The organism is Pectobacterium sp. CHL-2024 (assembly GCF_044751765.1).
In the GTDB taxonomy this organism is placed as follows: Bacteria; Pseudomonadota; Gammaproteobacteria; order Enterobacterales; family Enterobacteriaceae; genus Pectobacterium; species Pectobacterium brasiliense.
On the sequence record NZ_JBIXKO010000008.1, the window covers coordinates 1 to 13,959 of the forward strand.

Here is a 13,959-nt window from a genome sequence, read left to right on the forward strand (position 1 = left end):
CGTTTCATGGCAACGTCCCCCTTGATTAAGGATAGCGTTGCATCGACCCATTGAACTCACAGCCAGAAGCGGACATTAATGCGCTACATTACTTATTCATCTAAGCAGTAGAAGTGCGTTATCTGATTGCAATCTTCCTCATAAGGTCTGAAGTCCAATGGAACGAAAACGCACATTAGTGAATCAACTATATGATATATATTAATATTTTTTCAGAGAAAACACGCCTAAGCAGTGTGTTTTTAATCGTTAAATGGTATTTAACAGACACTGCTGTCCATTAATCAATTTTTCAGACAACTTTACTCGCCTAACATGAGTTTTCGTTCGACTTGGCATCAGACCCGAACATCAAAATCATGTAATACTTGTGATTCATTCCGTTTAGTTAAATATAACAGGCTTTCTTCACTATTGCTCTATTGATAATACACAAGCATGTGGGGATATCGTCTGTGTAGTCAGGTTTATTGGATAATCTTGAACGGAACAGGTCTAAATCTACTTTAAAAAATATTAAAATCGGCAATCAGCTATCTAAACTATCAAAATTAAATTCCTCCAAGTAATCTCGAATATCAATGCCTGATTTTTCACAATAAATTTTTAGCCAGAGCCATATGTTTATATCGTACTCACTACTATCAAGGCAGTTACTATATACGTGCCTATTAACTTCTGCGTATTCATTAATATTAACTTCAGTGAGAATCATTAGATTTTTAGCTACAATTTCGTCAACAGAACTCCAAACATCAACATCATTAGTGGGACGGCCAAATGCTTTGCAAATCTCATGGAAGTCAACATACAACGATTCATTATCTATTCGATAGATATTAACAGGATGATTAGACCTAGCTATCCCACAAGCGAACACCTTTCTAGAAAATGGTGTTAAATTTAAATATTTTCTGATAGAAGAGTTAAATGATTTTATAGCATCATCCAATTCATCCTGCCCCACATCATAATTTTCTCCCCAAATAATTATAAATAAATTTTTTAGATTTGATACCTCTTTGAATGAATTGTCTCTTGTATAATCTTTCAAACTTAATAGCATCTTGTTAACAACTAAGTCTTCGGCGAAAATACTCTCGTGGTTATGCTTCATATCCTTTAATGATTTAACGTCGTAAATTTCCACATCATTTGTTGTAACATGATGTTCATAGCATAAGAGAATTAAGTTATCGAAGCTACGTCTTTGTTCGTTTGACATGTTCTCATTAAATCTTTCGCCGCCAGGCATAGCTGCTTCAATATGACAAATCTGAGCTATGAAATCACCGGAAGAATTTATCATTATGTTATGACAACCTCGGAAGTAACATAAGTTTCCAGATAGAGAAAATAATCGTCTTATAGTTTCTTGTGTTGGAGCTAATCGCTTAGGAACTTCTGACATACGAATCCTTTTATATGAAAATGTATACTTCTAGATACTGCGAACATGAATACGCGTTTTTTATGTATATTATTTTTTGTCACCTCACCTGGATAACGGTTCTCAAGCTACAGATAAGGGTAACCGAACAGAATTTAGAATCATTAATTAATCTAAAGTGATTCACAAATAGAGTCAAACTAAATCCAGTGTAGATTCAGCTTTCGGAATGGCCATAACATGTCTTTCGACGCACCGCTCCGGACGGGGTCGCCGTGCCAGGGACGAATGTAAGGCTAAATCGACAACAAGCCACCCGATAAACTGCCCCGATCGCGACAGATAAATTTTACCCTGTTCCAAGATCCGACGCCGGAAGTGCCGAAATTTCCGGCACTACAAATCAGTCGATTGTAGAGGCATTGACCTGCTCCCAGTTGTTACCCAAATGAATACAACTATGAGCGAATTTCCGCTCTTCGCTCAATGCGGCCTGTCAGATTTGATTGTGTTCTGTCCGCGAAAACTGTTAGTTCAGTCTAAGGTAATGCAGATGAAAAAGCCCGTAGTGGTGAAACTACGGGCTGCTTTCCCTAATGCTGTTTATGGCGTATCAATTATTTTGAGGGTGAAACCTTCCACTTGCCTTCAAATTTAAAGAACTTAAACTCCATAGTGGAGGTTTTTTCACCCAAAAATGGTAGTTTTGCACTGTATTCGACCGTGCATTTGTAACCCCCCGTCGCTGTCTTTTTCTTTACAGGCGATTTTCTTCGCGGAGTTAAAGACCACTCTCGCTGATTCAGACGGTGCGCCCTTATTCATCTCTTCCGTAAAAGACTGCATTGCTTTTGTAATATCGGCATCAGCCGGTTCGCTGTCACAACCAGTGAGAAAAAATGACAGCACCAGTAGTAAACCTAAAGATAGTTTTTTATTCATCATAGCTCTCGTTAGCTGATTACTGCTGTTAAAAGGCTCCGTGTTTAATCTCACTGGCACCAGCACTGAACTCATAGGAACTGACTTTTTCACCTTTAAACGTAATGAGGATAGATTTTTCTTCAATATCCGTTCCGCCAATCAGCACTCCGACAAGGGGAATGTATGACGTTGGTTTACTGCGGTAGTTATGCATCGAATAAGACCACTTTTCCTCATCATCTGAGGCAATGCGTTTATCCGGCTCACCAAATGCGGTTAATACTTCTGACTTAGTGGTTTTTCCTTTTACGACTTTAGCTTTTACGTCTTCCTGCGTTACATTTTTCAGTGTTTGATTACCGAATGAATAACATCCAGAGAGAGTGAGTGATACGAATGCGACGATAATGATTTTTTTCATTACTATATGCCTTGGGATTTATTATTAATTAATTTTTAACGTGTTAATGATTTAACAAGATGTCTGAATTCGATATCAAACTTGTCAACCCTGATGTTTAACAACCTGATCAGAGCGTGACAGACTAGTGTTGATAGCAAATAGGTATGCCAGAGTTCGACGTTGTCGAAATTGAAAAGAAAAATGCAAAGTGAAGCGTTAGCAATAATATTAAGCAGGATAAAAGTAGCAGCAAAAAAAGGTGGGACAGGCATAGCAGAACTATAGCTTGCAGCAGTAAATTGAAACCTGGGCCCCAGAAGCAGCGTAATGGCACTTGGCCCAGATACAATAAAACATCTTCTGGGGAGGTTAATTTGTCGCTCTTTGGTGGTTTTGTTAACAATCACTGCATCTTCAAATGATGTATAAGCGTTATGATCGCTATAGCAGTGAAATGCGTATTTTTTAATACGATGCGATTCTCTGAACGCTAACCTATGCGCAGAGATTTGTGTTTCGGCTCCGTCATCTTTTTTTACCCACAGGGTATCGTTGTTCGGGTCGTAGCTGATGACCGTGCCGGAAAAGGTTTCCTGAAATGTATATGCCTTGCCGAAAAGCTCAAATTTCTCGGTAGTAATTTGTTCTTTCCATTGTTGACGTACCCAGTCTACGGAATCAGCGTCTTCTTTCCGGTTTTTCTTGTAGGCAAAAAAAGTCCAGATCAACAGGGGAGCACTGATGGGCAGCCAGAGCCACCAAACCCCGATGGCATTTCCCCTGGAAAACCAGTCAATAAATAAAGGTAGCAATAACGCAATCCAAAAGCGTCTCATGAGTAAAATGCTCATACAAATTCCTTAGTGTCTGAAAGTGAAGGTCATATTCGATGTATGAAGAAATCAGGAACTATGCATGAGACGAGTTGTGTCATTACTGAACCTTTCGTTAGTTGAATAAGTAAATAGAACTGTTAAATCAGTCTGTTATAGAGAATTCCGCAAAGCTACATTTTGAACAGTTGTGATTAAACAAAGCAAATCGCTTGTAACGATCGATGGTTTACTTATGATAGATATAATCTATCATAATTTATTTATAGATCGGTTATATCGATCGTTTATCTTGTCTTTTTTGTATGAAGAAGAGCTTGATGTAAGCCTTGCCAGCCCTACATCGAAGGGGAGCGGTTACTGTGGATTGAAGGGATTTCAGCCGTGTTTTTTGGTGTTGTCGTAATTTCTATCACCTTCACGCCCGTAATGGTGTTGTGTTTTCCTGGGCGCTTGAGTGTCGGGATTTTCAGTTTTTTTAACATACCAATGATGATGTTGAGGTAGGGGATGGTTTCCAACCATCTGAACGTTGAAATCGCATAGCTTCGATTGGGAGATTCTTTTAACGCTTCGGTTGCATACACTTCTTTGTTACTTACAACAGCTTCGTTGCGAAGCGCTGTGGGATAAGTGATAGCGTATTCGTCCTGACCAGCGTCTTTATTAAGGGTAAGCGTTTCGGTAGGGCTGTTAACGTCTTCTGTTGTGACTTCAGGAGCGGTAGTTATGGCCATATCAGGTGCTTCATTGACAGAGGCCTTCAGTGAGAACAGAAAGTCATTATCGCGTTCAGGTTGGTAGTCGAGTCTGTTTTGTAAGGCAGACCAGGAGTAACATTTACCTAGCTGTGAAGCTTTGAAAGCAATTCCCTGGTATTCGAATGAAAACCCATTCATCTTTCCGGTAGAAGCGATATTGGGAAGTGCTTTGATATTGTGGGCTGCAAGCTGCTGCACAAATTCAGTGATTGATAGCTTTCTGATTAATAATGTATCAAGGGTTTCCTGAATGATGGTTTTTGGACATAGCTCACCAGTCTTTTTCTCCATCATCGCTTCGTTACGTGATTTTTTGCGTTTGGGCTTAGGATAGGGCGAAGCTGGGGATGGTGATGCTACCAATTCCGGTCCTTTGGTTCTGGTCAGTGAATAGTCGCGTTCAAGCTGCTGGATGATACGGGTGCTGATGAGGTTTTCATTTTTACCTAAGTAAAGTTTTCCATTAACGAGATCGATACGACTGGCAATAATGTGAATGTGCTGGCCGTCAACATCATCATGTAACACATAGCATCTCAGATGCGTTTCAGAGAAGCCCATGCGCTTCATATAGTCATCAGCGATGATTACCCATTCTGAGTTTGTTAACGTTTCGTTTTTCGGCAAGCGAAGCGAATTGTGCCACACCAGTTTAGCGACATCCGGGCGAAGCGTTTTTGTGGTATCAAACTCAGCGATCAGATCTCTGGCTGCATCCCCCATCATGTTCCCACCAATGACATAAGGTATGCATTGATGATGGGAGGCTGGTCTTAATGCATAGAGAACGACACCAGCGAAGCTCTTACCCCTGCGGATTTTTTGCATTCCCTTCATGGGAAGCACTCCACAAATTATCAGTAATTAAGTGCTGGCGAATCTCTACGATCTGGCGTTTCACAGCGAAGAGTTCAGTTTGCGAGAGTGGGCTGTCATTGCCTTTGTTGTCCAGATGGACGACCAGTCTGTTCAGTTTTTGCGAGATTTCGCCAAGGGCTTTCCAAGCTTCAATATTAATCTGGGGAATGACGGACGGTAGTTTATGTAGAGATGCCATACGGAGCCATTCTGCTCTGCTGATATGTTTTCGCTTACTATCTAATAATGAAATTTCTTTTTCATTTAATCTAATACTTATACATTTATTTCTTATTAGTTTGTTTTTCAAGGGCGTTTTTTTTATTTTAATTTCATTTTTTCCTTTTATTTTTTTGTCCTTATCAATAGGGAATATATTGAAGTGATAAATTAATGATGTTAATAACCCTTTTGAATTAAAAGTCAAGTTGATATTTATATCTTTGCATATAATATTTATCATGATTATAAACCATCATGTTATAGGCATATATTAATGAGGGGGTACATGTAAGTTTTAGTTTATCTATTCGGTATTTCATTTGAAGCTTTCTAGTAATGCGTTATAATGAAAATTAAAATTATCAATTGGATTTTATTTGGTGTTTGTAATGACTGATGATTATTTTGAGTTTTTGGGAAGTTACGCGATGGATAGCTTTAATTTGACAGTCAATACTGATAATGACTTTGACCAGTTGACTAAGCAAGAGAATGCCACATTAGTACATGAATACATTCATTTTATTCAAAGCGTTTCAACGGTGTATGGATGGTATACGATAGGGAATTTGCCTATATTGACGCAACATATTGTAAATGCCATATATAATAAAGATAACAGCAAAGAACGCAATTTCCCTTATTTGAAAATTGGAGGCGAAGATGACCAAGTTATAGAAAATCTCACTACGCTTCATCAATTACTTGAAGGTGATTTGGGGTGTAGCGGAGAACATCAGGAATTAAATTCAAAATCAAGTTTTTATATAGTTGATGATGTTGTTAGCTGTTCATTATCCGAGTCTGAATGGTTTGATGAAGACTATATGGAATTACCTAACGGAGTTAAATACTCAAAAGGAGTAAAGGTTGTATATCGTTTTGATCCTGAAAATATAGGCCTGAAAAACTCCAAGAAAATAAATGTTATGTTAGGTGCTGTCTGTCTATATGAGTTTATGGCATATTCTATTGAAAAACATATCTTAGAGGAAAAAATCAACTCACCAAAAGTTCCATATTTAGTTGTTAAAGACGTCTCTGAGTTTATGCTAGGAATGGAGATAAATGATAACGTACTTTCTTCTATCTGTGAGTTTTCTCTTCAAAGCCGTTCTCCTGGAGAGACATTTTATGAAACCTTAAAGAATTTAAAAAAAGAAAGAATTGACTTCAATTTACTAACCACAGATATTATAAATACATGCTTCAAAGAGGAATATATTATTGAAGTGGGTGGAAATAAAGAATCATACGATAAAATCGGCCTATTGAATAAGTTTTCGGATGAGGCACTACAGGAGTACAAGCAGATATTTTCTGGATTGGATGATTATATCGGGATAACAAATTTGATTTATCATATACAAGAAAGGATTAAGGAATACCGTGATGGTAATCCATTGATGATATCTGAGTTATTATTTATGAATCCGTCGGATGCTGTCGTAGAAATTACTAAAATGATGAATGAGATAGCAATTCCTCCAATTTTTAATAATAATGGATATATCGGAAACTCAGTTTCTGGTGGTGAATATAATGAATACTTTATGTTTTTCCCTATGTTAAGTGAATTCGTTGAAATTATTAGAAAAGGTAAGAGTTCTTGTTCTCTTTACAGCACCTGTTCCGTATGTTCTCCAGAAGCAATTAGCGATAATTGTCTGAGTAACGTATACCTTAAAGGACGCGAGAGTATGTTGTGTGGAGTTGGTCAAATGATAAAAATGTGGAAGCTAAATGATTTTGATTTTAAAATTTAATTGATATTTAGGCTTGATAGTTATTCATTCTTGGCTAAATAACTCTTTCATTTTTCAACCAAAGGGAGAAAAACAAGGGACTCATGGAAGCGTAGCTTCTATGAGTTAGCCCTTGCTTAATGGAGGTTGACAACAGAAATAGATATGTTAATTAAATGTATAATATATAAAATTTGGAGGCCTTATGAAGGGTATTTTATTTTCGTATGCAATGTCTATTATTTTATCTATGGTATTTCTAAATGTTTCTGATGCATTTTCTATTCAAGATATTAATGCATCAGGTAAGGTTGAATATGCTATTTATGGTTATGTTGCTATGTCATTGTTTTTTTCACCACTAACGTTTTTTATAATTCCGGCATTTTTCAATGAAAAAAAATAGCGTTTTTATTTTTCCGATTTATATTTCTTTTTATTTTCCAAGAATTCTAATGATGCAATGATTGCTTTAATTATAAGTAATAATGTATAACAAAATATCATAAGGCAACCGATTGGGTTTGTCATTAAAACAGCAAATGGGTCAATGTTGTAGTTTGGGATTGTTTTTAAAGTAAGTAAAGCAGTTGTCGCAGCAGTAACAAGAAATAAAAAGGTATCATTAGCTGCTTTGATTACATCTCTTTCTATCTTCTCTTTTGTTCTAATGAGTTGGTAAAAAAAAGGAGTTACTATTATAATTTGTACCAATAATAGCCATGGGGTGATTTGAATAGAGTCCCATGTAAATAATATTAAAGCAATTAATAAGGCAACGGTTATTGCAAAATTTATTAACAGAGCTGATTTTTTGTCATTTTTATCTACGCTGCTAATTTTTTCTTTTGTTCTAAAATCTGTATCTATTTCATATTCACTTTTTACATGTATATTAGATTTGTTCTTGAGTTTTATATTGATGCTTCCTGCATCGTCATTATAATTTATTCTTATTTTTAACCCTTTAACTTCTGCATCTTTTTCAATATCCATATTATATCCTATTCATCTGTTTATAAATTTTCTGTATAGCCTTGCTATACAAACCATATTGCTATTTTTAGCATTAAAAGTAAATAATGCTATTTTAAAATTTGATTCTAAAATTTATTTAGGTTTTTATTCACATTCAAAAAAATGTCAGGATATACTCCTTGGTGTAATCTGCATCCTGGACGCCAGGACTGAACGATATAACGACCGTCTCCCATGTATCTCATACCAAAGTCCTGATAGTGATAAAAAACATGTGAACCATTTTTACATGAACAGGAAGGACAACTTTTATAGTATTCATTACCAAACTCTGCAATTACAGATTCATGCAGAGAGTTCTGATAAGCAGGACACATATCCATAGAGATAACCTCTTATCAAAATGGTTAGTTTGAAAATGATTATTCTTCTATCTAAATTTTTTCTTCAACAACTTGTGTGATAGAAACATGCTCCAAAAAAGTTGGGAAAACAAGAGGTGTTGATCATGTTCACTGATTGTAACTATAATCATGCTTCTTTTGCGTTTCATTAAAGAATCTTATTAGATGATTTATTTCTCGTGAGTAGAATATTCCGAATGAAAATCCTGATGCAGTCAGTCCAGGCTTCCCCAGAGGATGAATGTCAGAGTTTCTTTCACCTGTGACTGTTTGGTTTCAATAACTGCGTAAATCAACACTCCGCATTGATCCATGGTCCATCTATCTGTATGTAACATATCCACTAATTTAATTCGATTTAAGTCAAATGGAACAAAGTGAGATTATTATCTTGCTATCTTTTTGTGATTCAAGACTATTGGGTTGATTTTTATCTCTTAGGTGGATCTTTTTCGATAGTAGGGCTATATCGTATAAGCAGTATTTTAAAAATCATTAGCATAAAAATATTTTACGTCTGTAATTTTTTAATTGTTATTAATTAGACAGGACAGCAATGTTTATAAAAACTATAGAAAAAACAAACCATTCTGAATGGGTGGTGAGAAACAGTTTGTATTGGATGTCTGCTTACACAAGATGGCAACTGGGAGCAGATGACAACGACTGGATCGTCTCTTTTGAATCCTTTGACGATACCATCAAGTTTGAATTTGAACGACTCCTGAATGATTACAAGCTTCGTGAAGCCCACCAAAGCCATACCGGACATATCAGGGCTTCAATCATCTCCACGGTGCTGAGAAGCATTGATGCGAGGCTGACCGAATGAAGTCAATGCCATTTAACTTTGACAGGTTGAATGATGGCAGGGTCTTCATCAGCAATCTGGCTGGTTTTCATCACTTCATCTCTAACGATGAATTAGAGAGCCTTTCCTGCAACAAATGGTCGCTGGAGTCCCGGTCTAGTGAAATTCTGGAAAGTAAGCTTTTCCTTGCCGACGATGCTTCGGAAGATCTCGCTTCTGCTTCACTCAGTTCAGGATTTGCTAAACGGCTGATGAGTGATCTGGCCGTCAGACCGATTTTCATGATTGTGCCAACATTAAGATGCGATCATACCTGCAAGTATTGTCAGGTCAGCCGGGCGGCAATCGGTGCTGAAGGTTACGATCTTGATCCGCATCTCATCCCTGACATTGTTCAGACCATTAAAAAACTGTCTTCGCCTCCCTATAAGATAGAAGTGCAGGGTGGAGAGCCTTTACTCCGGTTTGATCTGATCCAGGAAATATACGCTGAGTGTGAGAGAACGCTGGGCCAGCAATGCTTTGAAATGGTGATTGCCACGACGCTCTCACTGCTTGAACCGTCCATGGTGGACTGGGTTAAAGATCGCAATATCACATTCTCCGTTTCTCTGGACGGTGGTGAGGGTATCCACAATAAAAACCGCCTCCTTGCCGAAGGTAAATCCTATTCCAAAGCTGTTGCGGGGATGCTGGCGGTTCGGGAGCAGCTTGGTGCAGGTCGCGTGGCGACAGTCACGACCGTTACCAAGGCACTGATCCAACATCCGGGTTCAATCATTGATGCCCATCTGGGATTAGGCTTGACTGATATCTTTGTCAGACCTGTTAGCCCCTACGGATTTGCCCATAAAGAAAGTTTTACTTTCTCTATGCAGGAATATTTCGACTTCTACGCCACGCTGATTGAAGAGATCCTGTGGCATAACCAGAAAGGCACTGCTGTGGTTGAACACTCAGCCGCGATACATGTAAAGCGGATTTTTAATCCTGGTTTTAGTGGCTATGCCGATCTGAAATCCCCCAGTGGCGTCGTATTGAACTGTATTCTCTTTAACTATGATGGCCGTGTTTATGGCAGCGACGAAAGCAGAATGCTTCAGAAAGTGAATGCCGATGCTGATTTTAGTGCCGGGGCTGTCTCAGGATTATCTTTTTCTCAAAGTCCCTACTATCAGTCAGTCCTGAGCTCATCGTTCAATTTCGCTCTGCCTGGTTGTGATACCTGCGCCTACCAGCCGTTTTGCGGCGCAGACCCTTGTCAGAATATCAGTGTTCAGGGAGAGCCGGTAGGCGACAGAAGCCGCTCCATATTCTGCCAATATCATAAGGGAATGTTCCGGTTCCTGATGAATGCCATTGCTCAGGATGGGCCTACTGCAACGATGCTGAAAAGGTGGGCTTATGTCTGAGGTGCTGAGAAACGATATTTTCCGTTTTACAGCGGAGAGCACGGTTGAAATGGGTTTCTATCGGCTGTGCAAAAACAAGCCCGTTGATCCACAGTTTTTTCTGCCAAATTTACTGATACAACCTTCTTTTGATGATGGTGCGGTTGTACCTTATTATGTTGGCTCTATCGTCAGTAACCAGCTATACGAGTCCGTAGAAGATGGCGATATTGGCGTTGTGAATAATGGCAATATGCTCAGAGTGATTTTGTCTCGCCGAGCAAATCATAATACGGTCCTTGTGACGGAAAGATGTAATAACCGATGCCTGTTCTGCTCTCAGCCGCCAAAAACGCCCAATGATGACTGGCTTCTTACACAATCTGCCCTTGCAATTGCTGCATTTAACTTTAATGGGCTTGTCGGGGTCAGTGGTGGTGAGCCTCTGTTATATGGCGAAGAATTTCTCTCGTTTCTAGACTTTGTTATTGATAATGCTCCTGATACCTCGCTGCATGTATTAACCAATGGCCGACAGTTTGCTGATGCACGTTTTGCCGAAAAGGTGAGGGAACGAAGCAAAAGAATGAATATTACCTTTGGTATCCCGCTTTATTCTTCACGACAGCAAATTCATGATCATCTTGTAGGGAGTGATGGAGCTTTCAGAGATACCGTTAAGGGCTTAATTAACGCGGGAAATTCAGGTATCAACATTGAATTAAGGATCATCCCAACAAAAGCGAATTATCACGATCTTGCTGATGTGGTGGAATATATTGGCAGGGTTTTTTCTAACATCAGCCAGATTTCTATTATGGGATTGGAATCTATTGGCTGGGCAAGAAAGAACTGGGATGAGATTTTTGTTAGCCACGACTCGTATGCGACCTCTCTGTCCTTAGCTACCGACACGGCTAACAGAGCGGGTATCCCGTTGGTGATATTCAATTACCCGCTGTGTCACCTGCCTGAGTCTTTGTGGGATTATTCAACACAATCTATTTCTGACTGGAAAAACTACTACCCAGAAGCGTGTGATTCATGCAGTAAAAAATCATCCTGTGCAGGTTATTTTTCCTCATCAAAAGGCCGTTTTCATCAAATGCCGAGACCAATCCTATGAAAAGATTAAAGTTAGCCGCTTTATTACCTGGGTTTTTAGCACTCAATAACTCTGTCTGGGCCAGTGATGCAGCGATGAATATTGAAGAGTTTGGCACCTCTCCGTTAAATGATCACGATCTTGTGCTTGCACCACTCAATACCGAAGTGCCTTTTTATATTGCAGGTCACCGAAGCCACAGCTCTCATCGTAGCCACAGTTCTCACAGCTCTCACCGTTCTTCATCAGGTGGTGGATATTACGGCGGTAGCGCTACACCATACTACCCCCGCAGCAGTGATTCATCTTCCGGGAGTAGTAACTCAGGAGTGACGTCATCACCGTCTTCGCCAGCGGCATCTTCACCTTCGACGAGAGCACTACGTTCAGATAGTGGGAACTCTGTAAGCTCTTCGAGATCGGGAACGAGCCAAAATACCAATTCCTCCATGAATGGTGTCTCTTCCGATCAGGAAAAGAGACGCAGGCTTATCATGCGTGTGCAATTTGCCTTGTTTGATAAAGGCTATTATGAGGGCATCATTGATGGTGTCATGGGACCAGGAACCCGATCTGCTATAAGAACATATCGAATTAATAAAGGTCTTCCTTTACCAGCCACTGAAACGTTAGATACCCAGCTACTGAATTCATTGAATGTGCTTGCACGATAATTCTTTTTAGAGAAGGTCATTTATGCCTAACAACTGATGACCGTATTGATGCAAAAGGATCTGGCTAAATATAGACAGATCCATTTAACAGCAGGAATTGAGACAAATTTATATCATTAGATTGGTGCAGTTTCTGTCGAATGAAAATCCTGATATAGCCAGTCGAGTCTTTCCCAGAGGATGAACGTCAAAATTTCTTTCACCTGTGGTTGCTTGGTCTCGATCACGGCGTAGATCAACGCTCTGCACTGGTCGATGATTTCTTCTTGTTCCAGAGGTGTGTTATCGAACATGACGCACCTCCACGATCTCTTGATGGAACTGATTAAAATAACACTTACCTGATTGCTTAATGTGCTGATCTTCAAGGTGGGAATTGCTAGACTTGCTGATAGCCATGTCGTTAGTCCTATAACGTTGTGGTCAGCCCCTGTCTGGTAGTCGCATACCTTTCAGGGGCGAAACTGGTGATGAGTGTGAGACTTGTGATAGGGTACGTACCTATAAAACCCAGCATAGTTAAAAAGGTACGTACATGTCAATGATAAAGCGCGATACGAAAAAATCTTCATCAGTGGGAAAATCACCGACTTTCCAGATTCGGATCTCGCCTGAGTTACGTGAACAGTTAGATGAAGTCGTAGCAAAAGAAGGCGTCAGTCTCGGCAATTGGTTCAAGGAACTCGCCCGTAAAGAGCTTCGGAAGAAGGGGATTGAGCCGAAGGGATGAAGTTTTCTAACCCATTACCGTTATCTTCAGAGGATATTGAAATGATGCTGAGCAAAACAGGTTATCCAGAAGGTGAGAAACTACGCGCAGTATGGGATTGCTGTCACTACCTGTATGAGAAACTTGGCGGCAATCCTCCCACTCTGAAGCAATTCTATGAGGAAATAAACAAACGAGAGCCAGATAGAAAAGGGATAAGCACTCACTCCCGTCAATGGGGAGATTGGATGAAGCATCACGGCTTTAAATAGGAAAGATAGGAATTAATTATTATCTGCCTTAATTTTATGCTGTTTAACAGATTTTTATTCCTGAAAATGTAGCACGTTGGTATACTAAAAATAGGATATTAGAAAAATATCTTTTATTTATCAATTGGTGATTTTTAAAAATAATACTGATATATAATCGGTGTGTCGTTTGATACTTCTAATATTTCTGATTCGGATCTCGTCTCATTTATGCGAACAACTTGATGAGGGAGAGAGACGGTGTTAGTTTCGACAATTTTCTCAAAGAGTTCTCCCATAAAGAGCTTTGCAATCTGGGAATTGAGTTTGAGTGGTATAATGAGAAATTTATGCCCTCGCTTGTATAAAAAAACAGTGCATTAGATCACTAAACATGATTTCTAAATTTTATTTTTCCAGTTTTCATGATATATATCGTTCAAGTTTTTTCATTTGTATCCGCAGGATTGCTGGATACAAATTGGATTTTTTAGCTATTG

The 13,959-nt window shown here is 38.9% G+C and carries 16 protein-coding genes; 8 read left to right on the forward strand and 8 right to left on the reverse strand.

Translation table 11 applies throughout. The features are described from left to right. Positions 1–529 precede the first annotated feature (529 nt). From ACIPUG_RS13070 to ACIPUG_RS13095, 6 genes are all read right to left on the reverse strand, one after another. On the reverse strand, positions 530–1,411 hold the full coding sequence (locus ACIPUG_RS13070; protein WP_400338691.1) for a hypothetical protein: 882 nt from the start codon (positions 1,409–1,411) through the stop codon (positions 530–532). A gap of 666 nt (positions 1,412–2,077) precedes the next feature. After that, entirely contained in the window at positions 2,078–2,335 is a 258-nt protein-coding gene (locus tag ACIPUG_RS13075) for a hypothetical protein (protein WP_400338693.1), read from the reverse strand. Positions 2,336–2,360: 25 nt separating this feature from the next. Further along, on the reverse strand, positions 2,361–2,735 hold the full coding sequence (locus tag ACIPUG_RS13080; protein WP_400338694.1) for a hypothetical protein: 375 nt from the start codon (positions 2,733–2,735) through the stop codon (positions 2,361–2,363). Between the two features lie 35 nt (positions 2,736–2,770). Then, positions 2,771–3,568, reverse strand: a complete 798-nt coding sequence (locus ACIPUG_RS13085) for a hypothetical protein (RefSeq protein ID WP_400338695.1) — start codon at positions 3,566–3,568, stop codon at positions 2,771–2,773. Positions 3,569–3,888: 320 nt separating this feature from the next. Then, the gene (locus ACIPUG_RS13090) at positions 3,889–5,148 is read right to left on the reverse strand and encodes a relaxase/mobilization nuclease domain-containing protein (protein ID WP_400338696.1); all 1,260 of its coding nucleotides are present in this window, start codon (positions 5,146–5,148) and stop codon (positions 3,889–3,891) included. Continuing rightward, entirely contained in the window at positions 5,117–5,632 is a 516-nt protein-coding gene (locus ACIPUG_RS13095) for a hypothetical protein (RefSeq protein ID WP_400338698.1), read from the reverse strand. Before ACIPUG_RS13095 ends, ACIPUG_RS13090 begins: the two co-directional genes overlap by 32 nt. Positions 5,633–5,780: 148 nt before the next feature. On the opposite strand from ACIPUG_RS13095, the gene ACIPUG_RS13100 reads away from it, so the two are divergent. Further along, complete coding sequence (locus ACIPUG_RS13100) at positions 5,781–7,157, forward strand: hypothetical protein (RefSeq protein ID WP_400338700.1); 1,377 nt, start codon at positions 5,781–5,783, stop codon at positions 7,155–7,157. A 184-nt stretch (positions 7,158–7,341) separates the two neighbouring features. After that, entirely contained in the window at positions 7,342–7,542 is a 201-nt protein-coding gene (locus ACIPUG_RS13105; RefSeq protein ID WP_205535866.1) for a hypothetical protein, read from the forward strand. 5 nt (positions 7,543–7,547) lie between these two features. On the opposite strand, the gene ACIPUG_RS13110 is transcribed toward ACIPUG_RS13105, so the two are convergent. Continuing rightward, entirely contained in the window at positions 7,548–8,132 is a 585-nt protein-coding gene (locus tag ACIPUG_RS13110) for a hypothetical protein (RefSeq protein WP_400338702.1), read from the reverse strand. A gap of 942 nt (positions 8,133–9,074) precedes the next feature. Here ACIPUG_RS13110 and hxsD point away from each other — a divergent pair. Genes hxsD through hxsA form a run of 4 tightly spaced genes read left to right on the forward strand, consistent with a single transcriptional unit; the run spans position 9,075 to position 12,499 of the window. Next, a complete protein-coding gene (gene hxsD, locus ACIPUG_RS13115) occupies positions 9,075–9,350 on the forward strand; it encodes a His-Xaa-Ser system protein HxsD (protein ID WP_015730161.1) in 276 nt (91 codons plus the stop codon). Further along, entirely contained in the window at positions 9,347–10,741 is a 1,395-nt protein-coding gene (gene hxsB / locus ACIPUG_RS13120) for a His-Xaa-Ser system radical SAM maturase HxsB (protein ID WP_400338704.1), read from the forward strand. Before hxsD ends, hxsB begins: the two co-directional genes overlap by 4 nt. Beyond that, on the forward strand, positions 10,734–11,846 hold the full coding sequence (gene hxsC, locus ACIPUG_RS13125) for a His-Xaa-Ser system radical SAM maturase HxsC (RefSeq protein ID WP_400338706.1): 1,113 nt from the start codon (positions 10,734–10,736) through the stop codon (positions 11,844–11,846). Before hxsB ends, hxsC begins: the two co-directional genes overlap by 8 nt. Then, complete coding sequence (gene hxsA, locus ACIPUG_RS13130; RefSeq protein WP_015839878.1) at positions 11,843–12,499, forward strand: His-Xaa-Ser repeat protein HxsA; 657 nt, start codon at positions 11,843–11,845, stop codon at positions 12,497–12,499. The genes hxsC and hxsA overlap by 4 nt, the downstream gene beginning before the upstream one ends. A 116-nt stretch (positions 12,500–12,615) precedes the next feature. Here the strand turns inward: hxsA and ACIPUG_RS13135 are convergent, their stop codons facing one another. Then, entirely contained in the window at positions 12,616–12,792 is a 177-nt protein-coding gene (locus ACIPUG_RS13135; RefSeq protein WP_015730165.1) for a hypothetical protein, read from the reverse strand. A 242-nt stretch (positions 12,793–13,034) separates the two neighbouring features. Here ACIPUG_RS13135 and ACIPUG_RS13140 point away from each other — a divergent pair, with 242 nt between their 5' ends. Beyond that, the gene (locus ACIPUG_RS13140) at positions 13,035–13,229 is read left to right on the forward strand and encodes a toxin-antitoxin system HicB family antitoxin (protein WP_400338709.1); all 195 of its coding nucleotides are present in this window, start codon (positions 13,035–13,037) and stop codon (positions 13,227–13,229) included. A 41-nt stretch (positions 13,230–13,270) separates the two neighbouring features. Continuing rightward, positions 13,271–13,480: a hypothetical protein gene (locus ACIPUG_RS13145; protein ID WP_400338710.1), complete on the forward strand. Its 210-nt coding sequence runs from the start codon at positions 13,271–13,273 to the stop codon at positions 13,478–13,480. Positions 13,481–13,959: the final 479 nt, after the last annotated feature.

Bases quoted from the DNA above. Each gene is read 5' to 3' on its own strand.
- ACIPUG_RS13070 (WP_400338691.1), bottom strand. From the start codon at position 1,411: ATGTCAGAAGTTCCTAAGCGATTAGCTCCAACACAAGAAACTATAAGA.
- ACIPUG_RS13075 (WP_400338693.1), bottom strand. From the start codon at position 2,335: ATGATGAATAAAAAACTATCTTTAGGTTTACTACTGGTGCTGTCATTT.
- ACIPUG_RS13080 (WP_400338694.1), bottom strand. From the start codon at position 2,735: ATGAAAAAAATCATTATCGTCGCATTCGTATCACTCACTCTCTCTGGA.
- ACIPUG_RS13085 (WP_400338695.1), bottom strand. From the start codon at position 3,568: ATGAGCATTTTACTCATGAGACGCTTTTGGATTGCGTTATTGCTACCT.
- ACIPUG_RS13090 (WP_400338696.1), bottom strand. From the start codon at position 5,148: ATGAAGGGAATGCAAAAAATCCGCAGGGGTAAGAGCTTCGCTGGTGTC.
- ACIPUG_RS13095 (WP_400338698.1), bottom strand. From the start codon at position 5,632: ATGATAAATATTATATGCAAAGATATAAATATCAACTTGACTTTTAAT.
- ACIPUG_RS13100 (WP_400338700.1), top strand. From the start codon at position 5,781: ATGACTGATGATTATTTTGAGTTTTTGGGAAGTTACGCGATGGATAGC.
- ACIPUG_RS13105 (WP_205535866.1), top strand. From the start codon at position 7,342: ATGAAGGGTATTTTATTTTCGTATGCAATGTCTATTATTTTATCTATG.
- ACIPUG_RS13110 (WP_400338702.1), bottom strand. From the start codon at position 8,132: ATGGATATTGAAAAAGATGCAGAAGTTAAAGGGTTAAAAATAAGAATA.
- hxsD (WP_015730161.1), top strand. From the start codon at position 9,075: ATGTTTATAAAAACTATAGAAAAAACAAACCATTCTGAATGGGTGGTG.
- hxsB (WP_400338704.1), top strand. From the start codon at position 9,347: ATGAAGTCAATGCCATTTAACTTTGACAGGTTGAATGATGGCAGGGTC.
- hxsC (WP_400338706.1), top strand. From the start codon at position 10,734: ATGTCTGAGGTGCTGAGAAACGATATTTTCCGTTTTACAGCGGAGAGC.
- hxsA (WP_015839878.1), top strand. From the start codon at position 11,843: ATGAAAAGATTAAAGTTAGCCGCTTTATTACCTGGGTTTTTAGCACTC.
- ACIPUG_RS13135 (WP_015730165.1), bottom strand. From the start codon at position 12,792: ATGTTCGATAACACACCTCTGGAACAAGAAGAAATCATCGACCAGTGC.
- ACIPUG_RS13140 (WP_400338709.1), top strand. From the start codon at position 13,035: ATGTCAATGATAAAGCGCGATACGAAAAAATCTTCATCAGTGGGAAAA.
- ACIPUG_RS13145 (WP_400338710.1), top strand. From the start codon at position 13,271: ATGATGCTGAGCAAAACAGGTTATCCAGAAGGTGAGAAACTACGCGCA.